General features: G+C 39.2%; 19 protein-coding genes. 3 read left to right on the top strand and 16 right to left on the bottom strand.

The genetic code is table 11. From position 1 onward, the window contains the following. Nucleotides 1-19 precede the first annotated feature (19 nt). On the top strand, nt 20-1123 hold the full coding sequence (locus H9N25_RS01535; protein WP_190327718.1) for a DNA alkylation repair protein: 1104 nt from the start codon (nt 20-22) through the stop codon (nt 1121-1123). Here H9N25_RS01535 and H9N25_RS01530 read toward each other — a convergent pair. The 9 genes from H9N25_RS01530 to H9N25_RS01495 all read right to left on the bottom strand — a co-directional run bounded on the left by H9N25_RS01530 (nt 1112) and on the right by H9N25_RS01495 (nt 9921). After that, complete coding sequence (locus tag H9N25_RS01530; protein WP_190327717.1) at nt 1112-1570, bottom strand: NUDIX domain-containing protein; 459 nt, start codon at nt 1568-1570, stop codon at nt 1112-1114. The genes H9N25_RS01535 and H9N25_RS01530 overlap by 12 nt on opposite strands. A 317-nt stretch (nt 1571-1887) precedes the next feature. Further along, nucleotides 1888-2079 (bottom strand): hypothetical protein, encoded by a 192-nt coding sequence (locus tag H9N25_RS01525; RefSeq protein ID WP_167293017.1) that lies wholly within the window; start codon nt 2077-2079, stop codon nt 1888-1890. 71 nt (nt 2080-2150) lie between these two features. Next, entirely contained in the window at nt 2151-2285 is a 135-nt protein-coding gene (locus H9N25_RS24835) for a hypothetical protein (protein WP_255524541.1), read from the bottom strand. Between the two features lie 174 nt (nt 2286-2459). Continuing rightward, nucleotides 2460-2978, bottom strand: a complete 519-nt coding sequence (locus H9N25_RS01520) for a DUF2911 domain-containing protein (protein ID WP_167293016.1) — start codon at nt 2976-2978, stop codon at nt 2460-2462. 146 nt (nt 2979-3124) lie between these two features. Then, on the bottom strand, nt 3125-3748 hold the full coding sequence (locus H9N25_RS01515; protein WP_167293015.1) for a class I SAM-dependent methyltransferase: 624 nt from the start codon (nt 3746-3748) through the stop codon (nt 3125-3127). A 91-nt stretch (nt 3749-3839) separates the two neighbouring features. Then, nucleotides 3840-5534, bottom strand: coding sequence for a sodium:solute symporter (locus H9N25_RS01510; protein ID WP_190327716.1), 1695 nt, complete (start codon nt 5532-5534; stop codon nt 3840-3842). Between the two features lie 100 nt (nt 5535-5634). Continuing rightward, entirely contained in the window at nt 5635-8103 is a 2469-nt protein-coding gene (locus H9N25_RS01505) for a PIG-L family deacetylase (RefSeq protein ID WP_190327715.1), read from the bottom strand. 93 nt (nt 8104-8196) lie between these two features. Further along, nucleotides 8197-9300 (bottom strand): M20/M25/M40 family metallo-hydrolase, encoded by a 1104-nt coding sequence (locus tag H9N25_RS01500; protein ID WP_190327714.1) that lies wholly within the window; start codon nt 9298-9300, stop codon nt 8197-8199. A gap of 9 nt (nt 9301-9309) precedes the next feature. Continuing rightward, entirely contained in the window at nt 9310-9921 is a 612-nt protein-coding gene (locus tag H9N25_RS01495) for an N-acetyltransferase (protein WP_190327713.1), read from the bottom strand. A 285-nt stretch (nt 9922-10206) separates the two neighbouring features. On the opposite strand from H9N25_RS01495, the gene H9N25_RS01490 reads away from it, so the two are divergent. Further along, nucleotides 10207-11544, top strand: coding sequence for a sigma-54-dependent transcriptional regulator (locus tag H9N25_RS01490; protein ID WP_167293011.1), 1338 nt, complete (start codon nt 10207-10209; stop codon nt 11542-11544). A gap of 261 nt (nt 11545-11805) precedes the next feature. Here H9N25_RS01490 and H9N25_RS01485 read toward each other — a convergent pair whose 3' ends face one another. Then, nucleotides 11806-12258: a substrate-binding domain-containing protein gene (locus H9N25_RS01485; protein ID WP_190327712.1), complete on the bottom strand. Its 453-nt coding sequence runs from the start codon at nt 12256-12258 to the stop codon at nt 11806-11808. Between the two features lie 46 nt (nt 12259-12304). Here H9N25_RS01485 and H9N25_RS01480 point away from each other — a divergent pair, with 46 nt between their 5' ends. Further along, on the top strand, nt 12305-13939 hold the full coding sequence (locus tag H9N25_RS01480; protein WP_190327711.1) for an ABC transporter substrate-binding protein: 1635 nt from the start codon (nt 12305-12307) through the stop codon (nt 13937-13939). Nucleotides 13940-13992: 53 nt separating this feature from the next. On the opposite strand, the gene H9N25_RS01475 is transcribed toward H9N25_RS01480, so the two are convergent. The 6 genes from H9N25_RS01475 to katG form a co-directional block, all read right to left on the bottom strand. Further along, nucleotides 13993-16398: an outer membrane beta-barrel family protein gene (locus H9N25_RS01475; protein WP_190327710.1), complete on the bottom strand. Its 2406-nt coding sequence runs from the start codon at nt 16396-16398 to the stop codon at nt 13993-13995. Nucleotides 16399-16802: 404 nt separating this feature from the next. Next, nucleotides 16803-17531, bottom strand: a complete 729-nt coding sequence (locus H9N25_RS01470; protein ID WP_190327709.1) for an acyl-CoA desaturase — start codon at nt 17529-17531, stop codon at nt 16803-16805. Between the two features lie 141 nt (nt 17532-17672). After that, a complete protein-coding gene (locus H9N25_RS01465; RefSeq protein ID WP_167292999.1) occupies nt 17673-18170 on the bottom strand; it encodes a cupin domain-containing protein in 498 nt (165 codons plus the stop codon). Between the two features lie 372 nt (nt 18171-18542). After that, nucleotides 18543-20099 (bottom strand): RagB/SusD family nutrient uptake outer membrane protein, encoded by a 1557-nt coding sequence (locus H9N25_RS01460; protein ID WP_190327708.1) that lies wholly within the window; start codon nt 20097-20099, stop codon nt 18543-18545. 26 nt (nt 20100-20125) lie between these two features. Next, nucleotides 20126-23326, bottom strand: coding sequence for a SusC/RagA family TonB-linked outer membrane protein (locus tag H9N25_RS01455; RefSeq protein WP_223833536.1), 3201 nt, complete (start codon nt 23324-23326; stop codon nt 20126-20128). Nucleotides 23327-24275: 949 nt separating this feature from the next. Continuing rightward, nucleotides 24276-26552: a catalase/peroxidase HPI gene (katG, locus tag H9N25_RS01450; RefSeq protein WP_190327707.1), complete on the bottom strand. Its 2277-nt coding sequence runs from the start codon at nt 26550-26552 to the stop codon at nt 24276-24278. Nucleotides 26553-26864 lie beyond the last annotated feature (312 nt).

Raw genomic sequence — 26864 nt, 5'->3', positions numbered from 1 at the left:
TAATTAATTACCAAACCATATGGCCAGCCTGCTTAAAGATTTATATTCACCTTCTTTTTATGATAGATTAACGCATGCGTTGACTGTTACCATACCGGGTTTCGAAAAAGAGATATTTATTAAAAAGATTTTCACACCCGAATTTAAATCGAAAGAGCTAAAAGAACGGATGAAGCACACCTCAAAGGTATTACACAATTTTTTACCTGAAGATTATCCTCAAACGATTGTGCTCATTAAAAAAACAATTGCACAATTAAGGATTCAGGGTATTGGGGAAGATGGCCTGGCTTATATGTTTTTACCTGATTATATCGAAACCTATGGCATTGATGATTTAGAAGGTTCAGTTGAAGCGCTCGAATTTGTTACGCAATTTGTAAGCTGCGAATTTGCCGTTCGTCCTTTTATTTTAAAATACGGAAATGAGATGATTTTAAAGATGCAAAAATGGTCGCTGCACGAAAACCATAAAGTGAGAAGGCTCGCCAGCGAAGGCAGCCGTCCACGATTACCTTGGGCCATGGGTATTCCATTTCTGAAAAAAGACCCGACATCCATTTTACCGATACTGGAAAATCTTAAAACAGATCCATCAGAATATGTAAGGCGGAGCGTTGCCAATAGCTTGAACGATATTGCTAAAGATCATCCCCATGTTGTTTTAAATATAGCTAAAAACTGGTCGGGCTTGGGGGCCGAAACAGATGCTATTATTAAACATGGTTGCCGTACGCTACTTAAACAAGGCCATGCCGATATCCTTAAACATTATGGATTAGACGATGCAGGAATTTTATTAAAAGATTTCAAAATCTTAAATCCTCAGATCAAAATTGGCGAAAGTCTGGAGTTTTCGTTTTCTATCCTTAATGAAAATCCTTTCGAACAAAAGGTGAGATTGGAATATGCTATTTACTATAAAAAGCAAAATGGACAGAACACTAAAAAGGTGTATAAGATTTCTGAGCGGATTTATCCTGCAGGTGCAACGATAAACATTCTCCGAAAACAAAAATTCGTACTGATTACTACACGTAAATTTCATCTGGGCAACCATCAGATTTCGATAATTATTAACGGTGCCGAAAAAGACATTTCACAGTTTGAATTAACGGCTTAGTTTAGATTTTAATTCATCGAGTAAGGCGATCTGCTTTTCGTTAATGTATGTAATGGCATCGCTGTAAGTAAACCAATCAGCTTTATCTATCTCTGCAAAACTTTGCTTTTTACCCGAGCGGGGTGGCCATTCCATTTCGAAAGTATTACTAACAACTGCTGAAGGATCAAGATCTCCTTCCACAGCCCAACACAGTACTTTTTTTCCTCCTTTTTGTACAACAGGCGTTAATTCAATGAAATTTCCGGTTAAGCTTTCGCCGGTCTCTTCTTTAAATTCGCGGATCGCAGCCGTTAAAGCTTCCTCACCTTCGTTCAATTCTCCTTTTGGCACTGTCCAAAAGCCAAGATCTTTTTTGGCAAAGAACGGCCCGCCCGGATGAACAAGAAAAAATTCCACCTGCAGATCTTTTCTTCTGAAAAGCAATATTCCGGCACTTTGTTTCATAAGGGTAAGGTATGCATTTGGAATTGAAAAGGAATTGAGTTTGTCTTAACATCTTTCGGCAAAGATCCTGAAACAAGTTCAGGATGACGATAGTCTATTTGAATTTACCATGTCTGATCTCGCGTTACGTCATGCCGAACTTGTTTCAGCATCTGTTTTGCAACACGAGCTCTTGATTACGTTCACTAACACAAAACTGTTTAGAATGATGATATGTAAAATAGATCTACAGTTTGTTGCTATAAAAAAGCAGCCAGTTTTTTAAGTCCTGGCTGCTTTATATCATCTGGTATGAGGAGTTTTTGTTGGAGACGTTTTTACAACAATCCGTACAAACCGTGGGCGTAGTTCCTTAATGAAGATGAAACCGTTTTCATCTTATCAGGAGATGGGCCTTTTACCTTATAGGCTTCCGGATGAAGTTCTAAAGGCTGTTCGTTAACTTGTTCTAATGTGCTTTTATTGCTTAATGTAGCATGCTGTTCTTCGCTTAATTTTAAAGGTGCCATGATCTTGAAATTTATACTAGAACAACAGGGTTATCTGGAATAAGTTTGCCGTTTTTTGTAATTTTTTAAAATTATTTCCCAAGACTCGAAATCCAGTTTTCGGTAGCCGAAATTTTAACCGGTACGGCCGAAGCAACGATTTTCAACACCTCTCCGCCATTAACTTCCTCTTGTGTGAGCTTATAGTTCTTTTTGTAAGGCTCCATTACAGAGAGCGCAAACCCTTGTTCTTAAACCCGATTGCAGCAAACACGGAGTGCAACGCAGTAAAGCGGAACTACAAGCTGCCAAAAATTACAGCACAGTCACTTTCAAAAAACAATGCATAAAAAAGCCGCCCCAAATGTTAAGCTGGGGCGGCTCTGAATAATTCTATCTAATTATTTAATATTAACTGGAACAGAAATTTTATCCCATTCTAAAGCAAAGCCACTTTTGGTAATTTTGTAAACCAAACGTTCTTGTGTAGCTTTTAACGCTTTGGTTTTAACATCAACACGCAAAGCATCTTTAGCTTCTTCGTATTTGTAAGCACCCCATTGTTTTGGTTCTTTGTTAAAGATAGCTGTCCAGATTCCGCTTTCTTTAGGGATTAAAAAGAAGCTGTATTTTCCAGCTGCCAAAGCTTTTCCTTCAACTACAATATCTTTATCGGTTTCGAAAGTAGTAGCCTCGTTTGCACCTGCACGCCACACTTTATCAAAAGCTTCTAAACCGCCCCAGATTTTACGCCCTTTTACTGCAGGACTGCTGTAGTTGATGGTAATGGTTGCACCCTTAACTTTTCCTGTTGTTGTGGCCGCAGGACTTGGCTTAGGCTGCGCATCTTGTGCCATTGCACTTACAGAAATGGTAATCGCCGTAAATAGCAATGTAATAGATTTAATCATCGTTTTCATAGTATTATATTTATCTGTTTTTGTTGTTTTTAATTTTACGAATTTATAGCTTTCGGTTGATAAAAACTATAATTCTAGTATCTAAAAAAATGTGCAAAACTTCACTGTTTTTTTGAATTCATTTCTCACCTATAGGCCAAACCACTTTATTTCCTCCTTCCAACGAATCTGATTACCGAGCCCTGTCCATTATGAAACAAACCTTCTTTCAGTTCAATTTCCCTTTCTTCCAGCACCAGAATCTCATAATTTTCGAAATCAGCTCTTATTTCTTCGATTGAGAATAACATATCGATTTCTTTTGGTCCTCCAACTTTTTCGTTTTTGGCAAGATAATCAAGATGTTTCTTACTAAAAGCTTCGAAAATAAGCAAACCGCCCTTGCGTAAATAATTGCTCAGTGTTTTGTGGTAAGTTGATTTAATTGCCGATGGGAAGTGTGCATAAATTAAGGCAATGGCATCAAACTGTTCAGTTTTATAATCCAGCTCCTGGAGCTCGCCCACCTGGTAATCAATACTAACGTTATTGTTTTCTGCGAGTTGAAGTGCTTTGTTTTTTCCTTCAATACTGATATCAAAGGCCGAAACCTTCCAACCGAGTTTAGCGGCAAAAACAGCATTTCGGCCTTCTCCTTCTGCCGGAAAAAGTATTGTTCCGGTCTCGAGCTGTATCAACTGCTCTTTTAAATAGTTATTCGGCTGTTCGCCATAAGCAAACTCATCGGTACTGTATCGGTCATTCCACCTATCAACCCAGGCTTCGTTCATATTTAGCGTTATCTATTTTGTCGAAAATAAAGGTATTAAATTTTAGGCTTGCACTCGGAGAGCAAATATCTGCTGCAAGTAAAAATTAAGTTTAGCTGTCGACTGCGATTTTTGGGTTAGAAAACAACAGGCCCATTACCGAGAACATAATTACTGCTGCTGCGCCGATTACATTGAGCCAAAGGAATGAAACAATATCGAACTCATATACAGCGACAACGGCAATTTCGGATAAGATAGCCGCAATAAATACGATAGGTCCGTTTATCTTTTTAAAATAAAATGCCACCAGGAAAATACCTAGGATTGGCCCATAAAAAAGCGAGCCCAGTACATTAACAGCTTCAATTAACGAACCCATCTGTGTGGCAAACATGGCAACAGCTATCGAAAAAATGCCCCAGGCCAAAGTGTGTAAACGGCTGTATTTTAGTTCGGTTTCATCGTCTACCTCTTTTTTACCAAAAATGAGGTGTACATCTTTTAACGAACATGCAGCCAACGAATTCAGCGCTGCAGAAATAGAACCCCAGCTAGCCAAAAAGATGACGGCGAAAAGCAGGCCGATCATCCCGACCGGAAGGGTATTCTTTACGAAGTATAAAAAGATATAATTGGTATCGGTTTTCTCCGCATTGTAATTCGATTTGTTGATGGCCTCTTCTACCCTGCCGTGCAGTTCTTTCACCTGCTTTTGGGTCGATTTAAAGTTTTCTATCGAAGAATTTAAAGATGGTAATTGCTTTTCCTTTTCTACCAGAATACGTTTTGATTGCTGGTTAAATTTCTGCGCTAAAGCATCGTGTTCTTTTTCGAAAGCTGCCGCTTGTTGAGGCTGAGTTTCTTTTAAATATTGATAGGAGCGTTCATTGAAATAAATCGGCGCCGGCTTTAATGAGAAGAAAGCAAACAACAATGCACCGATCAACAGGATAGCGAACTGCATCGGGATCTTAACCAGTCCATTCAACAGTAATCCCATTTTAGCATTGGTATTGTCTTTCGCGGTAATGTATCTTCCCACCTGGCTCTGATCGGTCCCGAAGTAAGAAAGTGCAAGGAAAAAGCCTCCGATTAAACCACTCCAGATATTATATTTATCTTTCCAATCGAATCCGGTGGTAATTACATTTAATTTACCCGATTTCCCGGCCAGGTAAAGTGCATCTTTAAATCCGATTCCATTAGGCATATTTTGCACCAAAAGATATCCGGCAAAGGCCATTGTCCCTAAAATGATCAAAAACTGCAGTTTTTGTGTATGCGCAATTGCTTTTGCACCACCAACATAAGTATAAATCAATAAGATTCCTCCTGTAAGGATATTGGTTAAATAAATATTCCAGTTTAAAACGCTTGAGAGGATAATACTTGGGGCATAAATGCTAATGCCGGTTGATAATCCCCGCGAGAACAGAAATAACAATGAAGTTAAAACCCTTGTTTTTTTATCGAAACGGTTCTCTAAGTATTCGTAGGCCGTATATACATTCAACTTTTGAAAAATCGGTATGAAAGTAATGCAAATAACAATCATTGCCAGCGGCAAACCAAAATAATACTGCACGAAGCGCATGCCATCTGTATAAGCCTGCCCAGGCGCTGACAAAAAAGTTATGGCACTGGCCTGCGTAGCCATAATCCCCAATAACACAATGTACCAGGGCATTTTATTATCGGCCTTTAAATAGGAAGCATTGCTTTTTTGCCCGCGACCAATAAAAACGCCGTAAGCTACAACAGCAAGCAAGGTGAATATCAATACTGCCCAATCGATATTACTCATGACCAGAATTTAGTAAACAGATAATAAAATACAATCTGGAACAGTAGCGCCAAAGCGAGCAAAATATACCAGGTATTCCAGTTTTTGAATCGATTTTTCATCACTTTCCAGCTGATAAAAAGTTAAAGAACAACCTGGCTGCACCAACGTTTCCGGCAGGCAGTTGCCTGAAAAATGCCAAAGGGGTGTAAATGAAGTTCCCTTTGCCATATTTAGCATAAAGCGTTGATCCTTGAAGCGGCTCTTCATCTGTATCGTGCATTTCGAAAAGCGGTTCGTATTTGGCATCCCATTTATCTGGAAAATAAGCGCCACGCTCCTGTACCCAGCCTTTAAAATCCTCAGTGGTAATTTTATTTGGATAGTTTAACAGCTTATGTTCAGGTTTCAAAAACTTAACCTCGGCATTTTCTTCGGTTACCCTTTTACCACTGATGCTAAAGGGATAAATACCGAAATCCTGAAGTGCCATATCCTGTGTGGTATTGTACTGCATTACAATGGTTCCACCGTTTTCTACATAACTACGCAAAGCAGTTTGCCAGTTTTTAATTCTTTTCTCGGTATTAATTACCCTTACTCCGGTTACCACAGCATCGTAACTTGCCAGTTTTGCCGGATTTAAGATATCCGCTTCTGTGAGTACATCAACCTGTAAACCTGCCTGCCTTAAAAACTCGGGAATTAAATCTCCGGCTCCTTCAATATACCCAACTTTTTTCGCCAATACTTTTACATCTCCCTTAATCAACCACGTTGCGGCCGGAACAAAATACTGTAGGGTTGGCAAATGAGGGTACTGAATTAATACCTGTCCTTTTGAATATTCATTCGCTTCTGAAGAAAAAACTGCTTCGAGTTTATTCTGGTTGCTTTTTATTTTGGCAAGATCTTCAACCGGAATCAGAAAATCTTTAGTGGTAATCGTATTCTCGGCAAGGTTAATTCCCTGAAAAGTTTTAATTACCTGGTTACCGATCTTGAAACTCACTTTACCGTAATTAATGTTCTTATTGGCCTTTAAGCGAAGGCTAACATTTAAAGCTTCTTTTTCTTTTGCGAAATAAACAGGTTCACTAAAACTTAAATCAAGTGGGGGAATAATCCTCAATGTTTCTACAACATCACCTTTAACAGGATCTAATTTTTTATACGATAAAGGCAATTTGATCTCAAATTTTTCCGATTCGATTTTTAATGATAATAGCACATTAACAGGCGATTGCATTTCTGGAAGCCCGATTAAAGTATCGTTAGCTACACTGAATGTAGCCGCATCTTTTGCAGGCTTGGCTAACCAGTAAGGCTCAGTAGGTGCAGCATCTGCAGGAATTTGGATTTTACGTTCAAGGGTTATCAGCGAATCGTTGGTAAGCTTTCTATTTAAATTATCTGTTTGGTTTAACCAATTCACACTTTCTACCGTTACTGGAGTAGCCGATCTTGAAATTAAGTTTAAACGAAAATTATAACTGCTGCCTGCAATCGCTTCAGGTTGATTGGTAACCACCTCGCCCATAAAACCTATACAGCTTAAAATGATGTTATCGATTGCGGCAAGTTTATCTTTCCTCAACGCTACATCCTGCAATTCTGCGATTTTCTTCCTTAACATCAACAGCCCATGCAGGCTTTTATCAGGTTGATTGTAATTAAATGATAACAATATAATATCAATCAGTTCATCAATATCGCCTATACCTTTATCCGACCAGTTGACACTTAATCCGTCAAAAAGAGTTCTTTTGGCAGGATCGCCCAAAACATTGGTAAAATACTCGGAACGTACACCGGCTACCGATTGTGTTCCTGCCCCCTGACTTTTATGCAAGCTCCTGCTTAATCCGGCTAATTCACCATACCCCATTCCCAACTGGGCATCATACTGTCCAACGGTAACCTTTAATTGATTTTCGGCTGTTGTATTAACAGTACCAAACCTAAAGGTGTTCCATAACAATCTTTTTGGCTGCCAAACAGAAACGTACTTAAGCTGATTAGGAAACATATTTTTATCGGCAGCAGCCTTAAAGGCCTTCTCGGCAACAACTGCAGAAGCCGCATGTTGCCCATGCCCCGCAGCAGCAGTTGGCGGAAAACGGCAGATAATCACATCAGGTCTGAATTTTCTGATCACCCAAACCACATCGGCTGTAATACTATCAGCATCCCACTGTTTAAAAGTATCGCTGGTATTCTTAGAAAAGCCGAAATCAATCGCCCTGGTAAAAAATTGTTGTGCGCCATCTAATCTACGGGCTTCCAGGAGTTCGTGTGTCCTGATCAAGCCCAATGCTGCACCTTGTTCGGTACCCAAAAGGTTTTGCCCGCCATCTCCCCTGGTAAGCGATAAATAAGCTGTTTCTACATTCTGATCGTTAATTAACCAAGAAAGTAAACCAGTATTTTCATCATCGGGATGGGCCGCCAAATATAAAACCTTAGGCAGGTGTTTCAATGTTTTAAGCTCTCTATAAATCTCCGAAGATTTTGCAGGGCGAACTTGTTGCGCCGAACAGAACATTACCGGTAAACATAGCGTGAATATGGCAGTTAATCTTTTGAACATACTATTTGTTTTGCGAAATTCAAATATGCTCAAAAAGCTTTTACTTTAGTGCCTCCGAAACGAAAAAGGTACAAAAAATGGCGTTTCTCCGATTTACAATATCTTAAAAACAGATTCGAGCAAATGGATGTAGAGCGTTATTCCTTCTTCAATTTCTTCAATCAGTACAAACTCATCTGCAGTATGCGACCTGGCTGATTCTCCAGGTCCCATTTTTACAGAAGGCATGGTCAGCCAACCCTGACCGGAACTGGTAGGGGAAACATAGGTTTTTCTGCCAAGTGCCATTCCGGCCACTACCAGCGGATGTAACACATCGATGTTGGAAGGATGAAGCACATTAGGGCGAACGTTAAAACTGCTTAAAGTATGGTTGATGATGACATTTAAGATCTCGCGCGGGGTATAATTGTGATCGAAACGGATATCGACCGTAAAATGGCATTCGCCCGGTACAATATTGTGTTGCAAACCTGCATTTATTTCTGTAACGGTCATTTTTACCGGAGCAGGTAAATCGTCTTCAATCGGAAACTGAAAATGTGAAAACCAATCAATATCCTTAATGGCTTTGTAAATGGCATTGTCACCTTCTTCACGTGCGGCATGTCCTGATCGGCCTTTGGCTACACAATCAATTACCATCGAACCTTTTTCGGCTATAGCCATTTGCATACCTGTTGGCTCGCCTACTATTGCAAAAGAAATGGGTTTGAGGTCGTCCAGAATACTTCTGATGCCGTTTAAACCCGAATTTTCTTCTTCGCCAGTGGCTGCCAAACATAAATTGAAAGCGAGATCAGTCGATTCGTAAAAATAAATAAAGGTAGAGATTAGCGATACCAGCGAAGCACCTGCATCGTTACTGCCCAAGCCATGTATTTTTTCATCATAAATTATGGCATGGAAAGGATCTAATGTATACTGCTCATTCGGTTTTACAGTATCGTGGTGCGAGTTAAGCAGAATAGTCGGTTTTGCATGGTCGAAATACTTATTGTAGCACCATACATTATTGTTTTTGCGAATGGTAGTAATGCCATGTTTAGCCAAATGCAATTCTATTTTATTTGCAGTGCCCTGTTCTGAACCACTAAAAGATGGTATGGCAATTAAAGCAGACAAAAGTTCTATCGCTTCATTGTATAAGTGGTTTAAATCAGGATGACTGACTAGTTGTTTTTCTACAGTATTCATAACGGTTTATTAAATGCTTTTAAGGTTTAGGTTTTGTTTCAATTGTAGGGTATTTTCTGCACTGGCGATAATTTGATCGATATGTTCGGGACTGAACAACATGGCTGTGCATAAACAGTTACTTTTATTTTTACTTTCGAGGATAGCATAGTTAACACAGCTTTTGCAACCTTCCCAAAAGGCATTATCCTGGGTAATTTGTGCAAAGGTTACGGGCTCGAACCCTAGTTGACTATTCATTTTCATAATGGCTGCGCCAGAGGTAATGCTGAATATTTTGGCTTCGGGGTACAAGCGACGGGAGAGACTGAAAATCCGGTTTTTAATGCTTTTGGCAACACCGGAATTTCTAAATTTAGGTGCAACAATTAATCCTGAATTGGAAATAAAGGTGTTTTCCTGCCAGCTTTCGAAATAAGAAAACCCAACCCATTCGCCAGCCGCAGTTACTGCGATAACGGCTTTCCCGGCATTCATTTTTTCGACAATTGAAGTCGGCGTTCTTTTCGCAATTCCTGAACCCCTTAACAATGCGGAACTTTGTGTTTCTGCTACAATTTCATCTGCATACTTTGCATCTGCGTTGGTTGCTACCCTGACAAAAATTATTGAATTGTTCATTTTAATAAAATTTCATAACTGCCAGTCATCAAAAGCAATACCCATGTAGTAAAAAAAAACAATAAAATACTGATTATCAACATAAAAACTTAAAAACAACAGATAACATCATGGTAAGCATAAACAAAATCGTACCGTTTTGAAAGGCTTCTTTCCATATTGAAAAGCTATTTTTATCTCCTGTTTGATTGGTTGGGTTTCGAGCTAAAGCCGGAAGGACTGAATTATCACAATCGTTAATTATTCGGTATATTTATTGTTAATATTGCAGCATAAATTTTACCTATGAATGGGATGGTCCTCATCATCGATGATGAAAAGAAAATCAGCAGTTTACTTTCCAGAATTATAGAACTCGAAGGTTTTAAAACCTTACAGGCAGGTACTGGGAAAGAAGGCCTTAAATTAATTAGAAACAATGATGTGAGTATTGTTATCAGTGATGTAAAATTGCCTGATGTAAATGGCGTTGCACTGGTTAAAGATATTAAAGCGATAAAATCTTATATAGAAATTATAAACCTTACTGCTTACGGTACCATTTCTGATGGCGTTTTGGCTATTAAGAATGGGGCATTCGATTACCTCGTAAAAGGCGATGATAACGAGAAGATTATTCCGCTTTTGTACAAGGCGATGGATAAATCAAATCTGCAGCGCAGGGTTTCCGACCTGGAAAACAAAATCGCTAAAAAACATAGCTTCGAAACCATTATTGGTCAATCAAAATCGTTGATGGAAGCGATTGATCTAGCTAAAAAAGTGAGCGCAACAGACACTACCGTTTTGTTACTGGGCGAAACAGGAACCGGAAAGGAAGTTTTCGCTCAATCTATCCATTACGAAAGCCCGAGGGCTGCAAAGCCTTTTGTTGCCTTAAATTGCAGCGGTTTTAGTCCAGATTTATTAGAAAGCGAATTATTTGGATACAAAGCTGGGGCTTTTACGGGTGCCAATAAAGACAAAAAAGGATTATTGGAAGAAGCCAACGGTGGCACATTATTACTGGATGAAATCGGTGAGATGAACCTCGATTTGCAGGCAAAATTATTACGTGTACTTGAAAGCCAGACATTTATCAAAGTGGGTGATACCCAAACGCAACAAGTAAACGTTCGGATTTTAGCCGCTACCAATAAAGATTTAAAAGCCGATGCCTCATCCGGAAAATTCCGATCCGATCTCTATTACCGGCTGTCGGTTTTTACCATCACCTTACCTCCGCTCCGTGAACGTAAAGCCGACATCCCTGCACTGGCTAAATACTACCTGAAAGAATTTGCCGATAAGGTAAATCGATCAACACCAAAAATGGATGATAAAATCTTATCCATATTGAGCAGTCACAGTTGGAAAGGAAATATCCGTGAGTTAAAAAACGTAATCGAGCGTTTGGTTATTTTAGCAGATGGCGATGCGCTAAGTGCAACTGCCCTCCCACCCGAATTCTTTGAGTTTACACCAATAGAAAACGATTATAACCTGCAACAAATTGAAAAACAGCACATACAAAAGGTACTTATTCATACCAAAGGGAACAAAACTGAAACTTCGAGGTTATTGGGAATCGGTTTGACCACACTTTACCGGAAGATAGAAGAGTATCAGATTAGGGAGGTTTAAAGAACGGGAGATGAGTCGGACGTCAGGAGTCCAAAGTTGGATGACCAGGCGTCGAATATGATATTCCCCTTTAAATACTCTTAGATTCCTTAGGTGGTAAAAAAGTCTGGGCGGCCTTTAGCGCACTGGCAGATGTGACCATATAGCAAAGTACAATGTTTAAGTTTAGCGTTCTGCAACGTTTAAAGGTCTCTGAATCAAAGAACATATCATGATTACTTTTTTCATCCGTCTCAAATCTCAGATCTCGTACCTAACCTCTTAAACTTCAAACCTAATCCACTTATCGCCCTCATGCCCAAAAATAAATGAGCCTGGGTGTAACATCTCAGCAATATCTTCGATTAGGGAAACGGCATTTTCGGCAGTTCTCTCGCGTTCTACGTCGTCGTTCAATAAAATAATACGGTTGTTTTTTACGGCTGGCCAGTCGGCATCCAATACCGAAGGTACTTCACGCATCAAATCAGTAAGCGTTTTACCTGGCTGATAATAAATGATGAAAACAGCATTTAAAGTATCTGTTTCCAACATGCCGCCTGCCAATGCGATTTCTTCTGATAAAAGATAACCTGGATAATTACCGGTATCTAAGCAAGCCACAGGCATTTTATCCATAAATTTAATTTTGTGCTCTACTAAATCTAAACGTTCCTGTAATTCTTCCTGTTTAGCCGCATTGAGGCCAATAAATAAATCGTTTAAAAAAGACATCTGCATTAAATTTATTAATTTGTGCAAAAATAACATTCCTGATCGCATGAGAGGCTCATTTAAGTATATATTTTGGTTTTTTTGTGTAAGCTTATTCTTTTCATGTAAGGAGAATGCTGATCATCAGGACAAAAAAGTCTTCAATATCAACCTCGATCAGGGTTTAACCTCTATTGATCCGGCATTTGCGCGCAATCAGAATGCGATCTGGATGACCAACCAGATTTTTAATGGTTTGGTACAGATCGATTCATCCTTGAAAACCACCCCCTGCATTGCCAAAAGCTGGCAGGTTTCGAAAGATGCACTTACGTATACTTTTAACCTGCGTAATGATGTTTATTTTCATGATGATCCGATTTTTAAAAACGGAAAGGGCAGAAAAGTAATTGCAAGCGATTTTGCATATAGTTTTTATCGTTTAATCGATCCAAAGATAGCCTCCTCAGGCGGATGGATTTTTAGTGATAAAGTGAAGGATAAGCATAATTTTATCGCATTAAATGATTCTACTTTCCAGATCAAACTGGTACGTCCTTTTCCACCGTTTATGAGTTTGCTTACCACACAATATTGTTCTGTTGTACCCAAAGAAGTGGTAGAACATTACGGTAAGGATTTTAGGAGCCACCCCATTGGAACTGGCCCGTTTAGATTTAAATACTGGAAAGAAGGTGAAATATTAGTGCTTTTAAAAAATGAGCATTATTTTGAAAAAGATGCCAAAGGGATGGCCCTACCCTACCTTGATGCCGTAAAAGCCAGCTTCATCACCGATAAACAGAGTGGCTTTATGAGTTTCCTGAAAAAGGATCTGGATTTCTATTATAATGTTGACGGTAGTTACCGTGATGATATTCTAACCAAAAGCGGAAAAATGACCTCAAAATACAAAGGAAAATTTACATTAACCAAAAGCCCATACCTGTGTACGGAGTACGTAGGTATATTGGTTGATACCAATCTTTTGATTGTGAAGAAATCGCCATTGCGCTTAAAAAAAATCAGGCAGGCCATTAATTATGCTATAGACCGTGACCGATTAATTAAATACTTAAGGAATGGTATTGGCGTAGCTGCAACATCTGGTTTCATTCCTAAAGGTATGCCTGGTTTTGATAGTTTGGCTGTTCGGGGGTATGCCTATAACCCAAAACTTGCTGCCAAGCTTTTAGCGGAAGCTGGTTTCCCAGAAGGAAAAGGTATGGGAGAGGTAACCCTAAATACAACCACAACTTATAAAGATCTGATCGAATTTATTCAGGGTGAACTTACTGCTGTAGGTATTAAAACTAAAATTGATGTAAGTCCAAGTGCTAGCCTTAGGGATTTAATGTCGAAAAACAATGTAAATTTTTTCCGTGGTTCCTGGCTGGCCGATTATGGCGATGGAGAGAATTTCCTTTCTATGTTTTACTCCAAAAATAAAGTCCCTTACGGACCAAATTATACGGCTTTTTACAACAAGGAGTTTGATCAGCTGTTCGAAAAAAGCTATTATGAAACCGATAACGAAAAACGCTTTGAGTTGTACCGAAAAATGGATCAGATGGTAATGGATTATGCCCCGGTTGTTCCGCTGTTCTACGATCAGTCTGTAGTGATGCTACAGAACAATATTAGCGGATATTCGTTCAACCCATTGAGTCTGATGATTTTAAAGCGAATAAAGAAAAACTAAAAAAGCCTCCCGATTTTGATCAAGAGGCCTGAACTATATATTTAGATTGGGTTTTATTGTTGAACGCCGCCCATACCTCCTTGTTGCTGATCTTGCTTTACATCGTCGTTTTTGATCTTTTTCTTCTCCGTAAATTTAAGCTTACCGAAAGAATAACTAAAGTTCACGCCAAAAGAGCGTAGTGGATAGTAGATATCGGTTTTTTGATAAGTTGTTGCAGTTGTATTAATCGTTTTGATATTTAAATCACGGTTAAATGGATTTAAGGTATTAAATCCTATTGATCCTTTTTTCTTCAATACTTCTTTTTTGATAGAAGCGCCATAAAAGATCATTGCATCGGTTTTACCCTGAAAAGTTCTGCGAGGAGAGTTTACCACGCCAAACAGCTCAAAATTCCAGCCTTTACCAAAACCGTAAGCAGATCTGGCAAAAAGATTATAATTTGCAAATGTACCTGAGCTTTGGTTTGTTAATTCGTTATTTACTTCATAAGTATTTAAGCCGATATTTGCCATTAATGTCCATTTTGGTTTTGGATTATAAGAGCCGAAAACATTGAAACCAAAAGTTTCTGCTGTACCAATATTCCGGTAAGTAGTAAGTACCTTATCAACATTATCTTCATTAATTTCTCTAATAAAACTTTCTATAATGTTACCTGTGCGACGGTAAAAAACTGAAGCATTGATTACCGATCCTTTAATAAAAGTAGAGTAACCTAATTCTATATTATCACTTAACTCAGGGGCCAAGTTAGGATTACCTTCTGAAGGGCTGAAAGGATTACTGTTATTACGGAAAGGATTTAAATAAAATAAACTTGGCCGCTGCACCCTACGGTTATAGCTTATTTTTAAAGTTGAATTGCCTTTTAAAGTTTGAGAAATAATTACGCTTGGAAAAAGATTAAAATAATCATTTTTAATTGGTAGCGAACCAGCAAAAACACCAGTGATGTCAGTATACTCTGCTCTTAAGCCGCCTTTAACCTTTATTTTTTTTGTTAAATCAAATCCCAAAACACCATAAGCTGATGCTACGTCCTGATTATAATCGAAATCCTGCGCAACCTCATCGTTATTACTCGTTATGTTTCTGAAAATACCTTTTATCCCTGTTTCTAAAGTTGTCTTTTTAGTAATGGGGAGTACATAATCTGTTTGTATGGTGTACTCATTGTTTTTTCCAAGGTTGCTTCTTATGTCTGGAAAATCTCCAACATTTGGTATCCTTAAAATATTATTATAATCGGTAGTATTTCTTCCTTGTGATAACTGTCCAGAAATACTGAATTCCTCACCTTCTTTTTTACTTGTTTTTTTATAATCAACATTCCAATCCATATTTGAAAAGGCCATATCCATATCTGAGATATTTTTTTGGGCTACCTGATTGATCAAGATATCTGATTCACCAGGCCCACCGTTAGAAAAACGGTTAAATTTAATGTTGGTACTCAGGTTATTATAAGCGTTAAAATCGTAATCCAAGCCCAAGCTACCATTATAGCCACTCCTACTCCATTTAGAGTAACCATCTTGATAAATATTTGTGGTTGGTGTGATGTTATTCATAATTACCCTCGAATTCTGTGCATAAGCCAGATTTGTTCCCAAACTTGTGTTTACACTTAATCTACCCGTTTTTGCAGTTAAGTTAAACGCACCGTTGTTCTGACGTGTACCTGCAGAAGCATTTACCGAACCACTTACGCCTTGTGCATTGGATTTTTTAGTAATAATATTGATGATACCACCCGAACCTTCTGCATCATATTTGGCAGATGGACTGGTAATGACCTCAACACTCTTAATCTGCTCTGCAGGTATCATTTTCAATGCATCAGCAACGCTGCTGGCCATGGTACCGGAAGGCTTACCGTTAATTAATACACGAACGGCGCCACCCCGCAACTGTACGTTGCCATTAATATCAACCGATAACATCGGCACCTTACGCATTACATCTGTTGCATCGCCACCGGCGTTTGTACCATCAGCCTCTGCATTATATACCATCCTATCAATTTTATTTTCGATAACTGCTTTGGTTCCCTGAACCTGAACATCGGCCAAAGTATTTTCGCTTGATGAAATGTAAATCGTACCTATATTATTATCGGGTTTTGATGGCGTGGTGGTAACCAAAACCGATTTTGTTTTGTACCCCATAAAACCGATCATTAGCTTATATGAATCGGGCGATACATTTTGTAAGGTTAATTTTCCTTTTTCGTCAGTTACACCACCATTTACAGATTTATTATCTTTTGCGTTAATCAACGATACAGTGGCATAATCAATAGGTTTTTTAGTTAATGAATCGAGTATAGTGGCCGTGATACGTCCGGTAACAGTAGTTTTTTTTTGCCCTCCACCAAAGCCACCACTCGGAAACTGGGCATGTGCGGTAAAAAATATTCCAAGAATTAAAGTTAATAATAAAAGTTTTTTCATGTTAAGAGTTAGTCTTTTGTAATTAGTCTACGCAAATTGCATTTTGTTACAATTATAACCTATACTTTTTACCCTAACTCTTCTAATTAGTCGGCAAACACTACGCTTTCATCGGTAAAAGGAATTATGGATGACAGTAGTTTCCTTATTGCTCTTTGATCACACTCGGGGTTACTCATAAAAATGAATGTTTCAAGAAGCAGAGTATATTTTTAATTAGAAAAGAAGGACAAATGATAAAGCGTTATCCGCGGTTTCAGTGCTTCCGTAGCGAAAAAAGCTATGGCCAGTTTAGTGAACCAAACAGGAAAAACCAATGGCCTGTGAGGACACAGACCATGGAATAAATCCCGAACATTCGGGATAGTATGACGGAGCACTTAGCGCTAAGCGTTAGTCTTCCTTTAAACTTTTCTGATTTTGATAATACGCATCCAGTGCAATACCTTCATTACCGGGTAAGTTGGATCAAATTCCCACCATTTGGTAGCAAAGTTAGGACTGTTTGGTTTTTTATGGTGGTTGTTCTGAAAAAGCTCGCCCATCAACAAGAAATCCCAAGGCAATGAGTTTTTGCTATGATCATCATTATCATGGTTAGAATAGCCATATTTATGACCACACCAGTTTACAATTGCTCCATGTAAAGGTCCCATTAAAAAGTGAATTGGTAACAATAAAAACATCCACCAGTGGTTGGCAAAAGCAACATAAAAGCCAATATAAAACAGCCCGCATGCAATTCTCCAAGCCCATGAATTTCCAATCTTATCAACAATCGGCCATTCGGGGTAATTCCCCTGAAAAGCTGGTTCTGGCTGTATTTTAAATTGCAGATAATTCATGTACATGTTCTTTGTTGCAATCATCATCCCAAAAACATCCTTAAAAAAATGCGGTGAGTGCGGATCTTTCTCTGTGTCACTATAAGCATGGTGCATCCGGTGCAAAATGGCATAAGCCCTCGGGTTTAAAAATGATGAACCTTGCGAGATCAGCAATATCAGGTAGAAAAACCGCTCCCAAAAAAGCTCCATTTTAAACATCTTGTGTGAAGAGTAACGGTGAAGGAAAAAGGTTTGGCTAAAGAGGGATAAAAACCAATGGCAAAGAAAAAAAATGAGGATGATCATGTATGGGTGTGTATGCTATATATAAACGTATTTTGAAAGCGTTTAGTTTTAAGGTGTAAAAAACTACTCCGGCTTAAACGTTCAGATAAAAAGAATCCTGTTCCAATGTATAGAACAGGATTCCATTTTTCAATTATTTTATTATCTACCGAAATCGTCTTGAACACGTACGATATCGCTTTCATCTGATGGGTTTGAAGCATCGGTATGTTGCCATATTTCCGCTACAACGCCCCAGTCTTCTAAACCAATTAAACGGTGGCGTTCGCCTTGTTGCAATTTGATCTGATCTTTCGGCGCGTATTTTTTTACTTCTCCTTCTTCATCAGTTTGGCTGGTTTTGATACCAACGGTACCAGTAACCACTTGCCAGATTTCAGCTCTGCGGTGGTGATATTGCCACGAAAGACGTGTATTGGGCGCAACGATTAAAATTTTCGGGCTTAATTTACCGCCAATTTTAAGGTCTTCAACATTTAATCCATCAAAATAAGTATCGGCAAATTGTTGCGCCTGCGACTCATCTATCACAAAGAAACCACCCCAAGGGCGGGTTTCATCGCGGTTTACTACATTAAAACCTTCAATTTTTAAACGTTGTGCTACGCTTTCGAATATTTCTTTTTTGTCGTTTGTCATTGATAAAATATGAGTTCTTCTAATGATTATCGAGGTTCACAGGCTTTAATTAATCTCCTGTATGGTTCTATAATTTGCTGCAAAAATAAGCCTAATAAATTAAAAAAGCCATTTTGTGCTTTTTATTTTTTTAAGCTCAATTTACGAGTTACCGTAAAATCTGCCTATACAATAGTTAAAGGCTATAAAATTGCCAATAAACCTCTTTTAGCAAGCCCGACACCTCGTTTTGCATTAGTATGCTCCCGAGCGACATCGAAGGATCTCTATTCAGTTGTGCTTCAGCCGAAACGATGATAAAAAACGGATACCTCATATCGGGCATCCGTTTTTTTATCGTTGGTGTGATACCAACCACTAGAAATGTTGTTGTTAATAACCTGGATTTGGAGTCAGATTAGGGTTATTTTTGATTTCTGAAGTAGGAACGGGGAACAATAAATGTTTGGTTTGCAAAGGCTGGTTTACACTTTTATTAACGTGGCCAACAAAATTATCAAAACCATTGGTACTTTCGTTGTACACTTTACGCAACCTCACCATATCGAACCAGATAATGCCCTCGTAACACAGCTCATGCCAGCGTTCCCTCCATACGGCTTCTTCAAACTGTGTTTGGCTTAGGCCTGCAAGATCAGCCAATTGAGCCCTTTTTCGCACTGCATTTACCGCAGCATAGGCAGCAATATTCGGGCTTCCATCGGCCCTGTTCTGTGCTTCGGCATAAATTAATAAGGTTTCTACATAACGGATCTGTGGGATATTCAGATCACTCCTGCTGGTACCTTCTACCCCTAACGTTCCATTGGCAACCACATCGAAGTGTTTGAAAACATAAGGCTTGCCACGGTTAATCAACGGCATTTTAAATCCATCGGTATAATAGTCTGTAAAGAAATAACCTTCTCTGTTTTTAGCTCTTAAATCTCCTGCTTCGTAAGAACCATAAAAACTTGCAGTTGGGATAGAAGTTCCAATTCCATCAATTTTAGAAACCAAAGGCTGGTGCAATGGCAGGTACGATGACTGCAAAGGGTTACCAGATCCGGCAGCATCATTGTACTGGATTCCGAATAAATGCTCCATTTTATTATCGTTCTTTGCATCGTGCAGGGCGCCGTAACTTGAAAATAAGCCAAGCGATGTAGGATTCCCGGTTGAATAATCGATTACCTCTTTGGCCTTATCTGCAGCTAGTTTATAATAAGCTGCTCCTTTGTTAAGGGGTTGTCCGGCCATGGTTAAATATACTTTTGCCAGTTCAGTTTTAATTGCCGCTGTAGAAATACGTCCGCTTGCATCCATAAAAGGCAAACCCGCTGCTTCTGCAGCAACCAGATCGTCAACAATCTGTTTGTAAACCTGTTCTTGTGGTGTACGGGAAGGAGAAAAATTGGGATCATTTGGGCTGGTAATCGGTTTTGTAATCAAAGGTACATCGCCCCACAAACGTACCAGGTAAAAATAGGCCCAGGCCCTAATGAAAGCAGCCTCTCCTAAAATTCTTTTTTTCTGTGCATTGTCCATCGGGTTAATGCTTGGAACTTTATCCAATACCAGGTTGGTTTGCGCAATTACTTTATAAAATCCGTTCCAGGTTTGGTTAACATGAAGGTTTGTTCCATCATAAATTAGTGCATACAAATTGTTCAGATCGGAGTTTTGTGCTGTTTCGGTAGATTGTATCCCAGTTGGGGCATCAAACATCTGCCAGTTGTTGGAATAAATACCAGCACCGTTTCCAATAAACCTGATCTCTGCATAAACAGCAGCAATACCTGCTTCTGCATGCTCTGGTAAAGTATAAAAACTATTGGGTGAAAGATTGGTGGGATCTGTTTCATCTAAAAACTTCTTACATCCCGAATTCCCGATTATAGCACCGCTTAGCAACAACAAAGCAGCGATATTTTTTATGTTTATTTTCATTTTGATATCCTTTCTTTAGTTAATGTTTATAATCCAATGTTTAAACCCACCATGAAAGTAGTAGGCTTTGGATAATCGAAAAATGTTTGCCCCTGTGCAAATGCATTTCCATAAGTAGTTACCTCAGGGTCGTTACCGGTATACTTGGTGGCCAGGAAGAAATTCTGAACAGATGCATAAACACGGAGTTTGCTCAAGCGCAATTTTTCGACAAGTGTTTTATCAAAAGTATAGCCCAGTAAAAGGTTTTTTCCACGGATGAAAGAACCGTCTTCTAACCAGTGGGTATCTACGTTGGTTACATAACCGGCAGACTGATCCCTGATTGCAGCAATCGGCGTATTTTGGTTCTGGGGAGTCCAGGCATTTAATACACTGGCGAAACTATTGGCCTGTACCTGTCTGTCTTCTCCCGAGTGATGGGTCATATTCAATACATCGTTACCATAAGAATATTGAAGTTCTACAATCAGCTCTAAGTTTTTATATCGGAATGAGTTACCAAACGATCCCCAACCTTTCGGTGTTCCGTTACCAATAATCTGGCGGTCGGCATCTGTAATGGCGTGGTCGCCGTTTACATCTAAATATTTGATATCGCCCGGAAGCAAAGTTTTACCACCGCGATAACTTACATATTTAGCTGCTTCTGCTCTTTCGGCCTCGCTCCAGGTGCCTAAACGCACCAGGCCCCAGAATGACCCTACAGGCTCACCAACTCTGATAATACCTGTTTGATTGGTGAAATTTGGATTACCCACACCAAAAATATCATCAGGCGTTGCCAAAGAAAGCACCTTATTTCGGTTAAGAGAGATATTAAAGCTGGTTTTCCAAGTAAAATCGTCGGTTTGTACGTTCACCGTATTGATGCCTAAATCTAAACCTTTGTTCTGCATAGACCCTATATTTTTTCTGATCACCGCATATCCTGTGGTACGTGGCACCGGGGCATCCAGTAACATATCGGTTGTTTTTCGATAATAAAGGTCGGCCTCTAAATTAATTCGGTTGTTAAATAAACCCAATTCTAAACCCGCATCAACCTGTGCTGTTTTTTCCCAAACCAGATCTGGATTGGCCAAACGGCCGATACCAATACCGGTTACCTTACTATCATTGATAATAGCTGAGTTATTAACCAATGTAGCTAACGACTGATAGGCAGGAAGTTCTGAATTACCACTTAAACCATAACTGGTTCTTAGTTTTAAGTTAGAGATGGTTTTGTTGCCTTTAAGGAAATCTTCATCTGAGGCTTTCCAGGCCAGTGCTGCCGAAGGGAAAAATGCAAATTTATGGTTCTCACCGAATTTGGATGATCCGTCTACCCTACCTGTAAAAGTAACCAGGTATTTATCTTTAAAGGCATAGTTTAACCTTCCAAAATAAGAGTTAAAAGCTGATCTGTTGCGACTAGAGCCCACCGTAATCGATTTACTTCCGGAGCCCATATTATTGTTTCCGTAAAAATCGGTTACAAAATTCTCGGCATGGCTGGTATTGCTAAAGAAATTGGTGGCCTGCCAAGAGATACCCAATAAAGCATTAATGGCATGCGATTCTGCAAAACGTTTGTTATAGGTTAAATAGTTTTCTAATGACCAAAAGGTTTCCTTATCATTGGTTACATTGGCTGTTCCATTCTGCCCGTCAGAAATACCGTACAATTGTTTGGCGTTGTACTCGTTAATGTTGCGGCTCACAATATTGGCCCCTAACTGGGTGCGGAATTCTAAATCTTTACTAAAGCTAATGGTAGAATAAATACTTCCTAAAGCCGTTTGGGTAACCATTCCATATTTTTGATCAGTTAAGATATGCACCGGATTGGAGCCTCCTTCTGCCCATGGAATCAGTTTATTGTCGCCCCACTTGCCATCTGCCAGTTTAATGGGCAGAAAAGGGAATGCTTCGGTAATCATACGGACTGAATTTAAGCCGCCTGTTCCCTGATCAACAATGTTTTCGTTCTGGTTATTATAACTCAAATTACCGCCTACCTTTAACCATGGTTTAATTTTGCTGTCGAAATTAAATCTGCCCGAATAACGTTTTAGATAAGAGTTTAGCAAAAGACCCTCGTCGTCGCGATAACCCGCAAAAACACCATAAGTGCTATTTTCGTTTCCACCTGTAAAACCCAGCTGGTGATTTTGCGAAAGTTTGTTCTGTGTAGATTCTTTCAACCAATCGGTGTTATATAATGGGTTTCCATTGCTATCGAAAAATTGAGGCAAAGCGATCCTTGCTGCTTTAGGAACAGGGGTTGAAGCATAGTTACCTGCGGCCCAACCTACCGGATCGTACACCTTGATGTTATCGTAAGCCAGATCCTGCACTTTAACATACTCAAAGGCATCAAGCATCTTAACATGGTGGGCGGCCAGCGTATTTACACCAAAATCTGCGTCATAAGTAATGCGTTGAGCATTTGCTGTTCCTTTTTTAGTAGTGATTAAAATTACACCATTTGCACCTCTTGCACCATATATGGCTGTAGAAGATGCATCCTTTAATACCTCTACCGAAGCGATATCGCTTGGATTAATGTAATCGATGGCGTTACTGTTCTGTGTTTGAGATCCTACTGGCAAAGCCACCCCATCTACCACATAAAGTGGATTGTTACTCGTGTTGATGGAACTAAAACCCCTGATTTTGATGTTTGTCTGCCCACCAGGCCTACCCGAGTTGGTATTTACCTGTACACCAGAAATACGGCCAGCTAATGCCTGATTTAGCGATGAAGACGGACGTTCCTGAAGTTCGCTGGCTTTTACCACACCAACGGAGCCGGTAAGATCTGTCTTTTTCACTGATCCATAACCAATTACCACTACTTCGTCTAACTTATTGGCTTCGGCAGGTATCATTTTAACGCTTACGTTAGCTTCGTTGCCTACTGTAATATCTTTATTTTGATAGCCCACATACGAAAAGCGGATCACATCATTCGGGTTCGCCTCGATACTGAACTTACCAGTTTCATCAGTTACAGCAGTTTTACCTGAAGAAATGTTTTTGATGCCAACGCCTGGAATTGGCATGTTTTTTTCGTCTAATACGGTTCCTGTAATTACTTTTCGGTTTTGAATATGCACTAAAGGCATATTTAGCTCGGAAAACCCCTCGGATTTTTCAGCAACCAGATTCATCGAAAAAGCAGGGCTGTTGAGCAAAAAAAGCACAGAAAGCCCTGAAATCTTTAATAGATTGATTTTCATCGGTTTTAGGTTTAGAAATGGTTAGTTAATAATATATAATTCAGCCGCTAACAGCTAAAACGTTTTATCAATTGTTCAATAAAAAACAATCGAAGGCAAATAATCATTTTTAATCAGAAGGGCTTCGAGTTAAAAGCAATTGTGTGCTGGGAGATCGCATTTTTAAACGGGTTAAAAACTACACACAAATAAACTACACAGACATACATTATCCCATAGGACATAAATATACCTAAGCTCATCATCATATTCGGTTGTTGATAAATCGATTTATCAATTCAATATTAAATATTTTATCACAAAATCAAGAATATTATTTTGATAATTAGAAATACGTTATCGTATAAATCCGATTACAGTATGATTACTTTTACAGGTGCTAATTTTTTTGAATAAATGCTCTATGTAAATCAGGAAATGGCTTGCCCCAAATTCATTATGCCTCACCTATTTAAGTCTATTTTTAATAATTAGATAAAAAAATTTAGTTTTTTTCAAAAAAAAGCTCATCAGGCTTTCCTATAGATAATATTGATCAGTACAGATATTATCAATGTTGCATGGCGGACTATTGCCTATAAAAACGAGAAAGCCCATATTTCTATGAGGCCAATTATTTTGTCTTATTCGCATCCACCAATAAGACCAAACCAAACAAACTAATGAAACTAAAAGACAAATAAGTTTGAGAATTGTTTTAACAAATAAAAAAATCTTTCAATATTTTTTTATTTAGGTTATTTCAGAAAAAATAAATGCCGCTTAACTACCATTCTCAATCGCGTTCAAGGTAAAAAACAGGCCATTTTCTAAAAAGAATACAGTGTCTTGTACTGAATTACCCTTAAAAAACTGTAAAGCGAAATCTGTATCGTACCATGCCGAAAACATCGGTAACAAAAAGGCACCGAAATTTCCGGTGCCTTTAAATGTTGTGTTCTATTTCTGATTAATTTAAATCAAAACGATCTGCATTCATTATTTTATTCCAGGCGGCCACAAAGTCTTTTACAAATTTACCTTGCGCATCAGAACTTGCGTACACCTCTGCAATTGCCCTTAATTCTGAATTGGAACCGAAAACAAGATCGGCACGGGTTGCTGTCCATTTTGGCTGACCAGTTGAGCGGCTGCTTCCAATATATAGTTCTTTATCTTCAGCAACGGCTTTCCATGCCGTTTCCATATCTAATAAATTAATGAAAAAATCATTGGTAAGCTGACCCGGTTTTGTAGTCAAGATCCCGTTTTTAGAACCGTCGAAATTGGTATCCAGTGCACGTAAACCACCTACCAACACCGTTAATTCGGGTGCAGTTAAAGTAAGCAACTGGGCTTTATCGATCAGGAATTCTTCTGTAGGAACTGTAGATTTAGATTTACGGTAATTACGGAAGCCGTCTGCAAGTGGCTCTAAATAACCAAAAGATTCTACATCGGTTTGCTCTTGTGAGGCATCCATCCGACCTGGTGCAAAAGGCACTGTAACTGAATGGCCAGCAGCAGCAGCCGCTTTTTCTACCGCAGCAGCACCTGCCAATACAATTAAATCGGCCAGTGAAACTTTTTTGCCTTCAGCTTGTGCACCATTAAATTCTTTTTGGATTCCTTCTAATACGCCCAATACTTTTTGCAATTGTGGAGGATTGTTAACCGCCCAGTCTTTTTGCGGAGCCAAACGGATCCGTGCACCATTGGCACCCCCACGTTTATCGGAACCACGGAAAGTAGAGGCAGAAGCCCAAGCGGTAGAAACCAGTTCGGATACACTCAATCCTGAAGCCAATACTTTTGCCTTTAATGCGGCAACATCACTTTCGTTGATTAATACATGATTAACCGCGGGTATCGGATCTTGCCAAAGCAATTCTTCCTGTGGTACATCTGGCCCCAGGTAACGCGCTACAGGTCCCATATCGCGATGGGTTAGTTTAAACCATGCTCTTGCAAACGCATCAGCAAACTGATCAGGGTTTTCTAAGAAACGTCTTGATATTTTTTCATACGCCGGATCGAATCTTAAAGAAAGATCGGTGGTTAGCATGGTTGGCAGGTGTTTTTTTGATCCATCAAATGCATCAGGAATAATAGCTTCTGCATTGACTGCTTTCCACTGATGTGCGCCGGCAGGACTTTTCGATAATTCCCATTCAAATCCAAAAAGGTTTTCGAAAAAATTATTGCTCCATTGCGTCGGTGTGGTGGTCCAGATTACTTCTAATCCACTGGTAATCGCATCAGCACCTTTACCAGAACCATAACTGTTGTTCCATCCTAAACCCTGGCTTTCTATACCAGCAGCTTCAGGCTCTTTGCCTACATGGTCTGCTGAAGCAGCACCGTGGGTTTTGCCAAAGGTATGTCCACCGGCAATTAATGCTACCGTTTCTTCATCATCCATCGCCATGCGACCAAAAGTATCGCGGATATCTTTTGCGGCAAGAATTGGGTCTGGGTTTCCATCTGGTCCCTCTGGGTTTACATATATTAATCCCATCTGCACTGCTGCAAGTGGTTTTTCTAAATTACGCGAATGTACGTCTCCATCTGCATCATCGTCTGTAACCACCACCCCATGCGCTTTTTCTGCTCCTTCAGAGCCGTGTCCATAACGAAGATCGCCACCCAACCAGGTCGTTTCCGAACCCCAATATACAGATTCGTCAGCTTCCCAAACATCTTCACGTCCACCGGCAAAACCAAAGGTTTTAAAACCCATGGATTCTAAGGCAATATTACCTGTTAGGATCATTAAATCTGCCCACGAAATTTTGCGTCCGTATTTTTGTTTAATTGGCCAAAGTAATCTGCGGGCTTTATCGAGGCTCACGTTATCTGGCCAGCTATTAAGGGGTGCAAAACGTTGTAATCCGGCACCAGCACCACCACGGCCATCGCCCACTCTATAGGTTCCGGCACTGTGCCATGCCATTCGGATAAATAAGCCTCCGTAGTGACCAAAATCTGCAGGCCACCAATCTTGCGAATCGGTCATCAGTGCATGAAGGTCTGCTTTTAGCGCTGCCAAATCTAAACTTTTAAAAGCTTCAGCATAACTGAATTCACCATCCATTGGGTTAGATAAGTTAGAATGCTGACGCAAAATACTCAACTTTAACTGCTTTGGCCACCAATCGCCATTTCTGGTACCACCACCAGCTACATTACTCTTCATGCTGCCATTATGAAACGGGCATTTGCTGATATCATTCGATTCTTTTTCCATTATGTATAATATTTGTTAGTAAAAATCTGATCCGTTATTATGGGTTAACCAGATGATTATAAATTTAGAGAATTGAAATAACTAATCACAATCATTTAATTCTATAATGGAATAGTTAGAATCTATTACTACGTTGTATCAGCGATTTAGGTGGATGGCAGCCTATGTGGCCGCAAAAATTTAACTTGATGTTAATCTTAAAATAAAATCCTGCTGTAAATTGATTAAATTTTTGAAGGCATTATAAAAATATCATGAGCGCTTTTTCAAACAGCCTGATATTGGAAAGAAAATGAATAAAAATTTGATCGG

Source organism: Pedobacter riviphilus (genome assembly GCF_014692875.1).
Lineage (GTDB): Bacteria > Bacteroidota > Bacteroidia > Sphingobacteriales > Sphingobacteriaceae > Pedobacter > Pedobacter riviphilus.
Note: the sequence above shows the minus strand (reverse complement) of the source record. Positions and strands in the feature narration are given on the sequence as shown.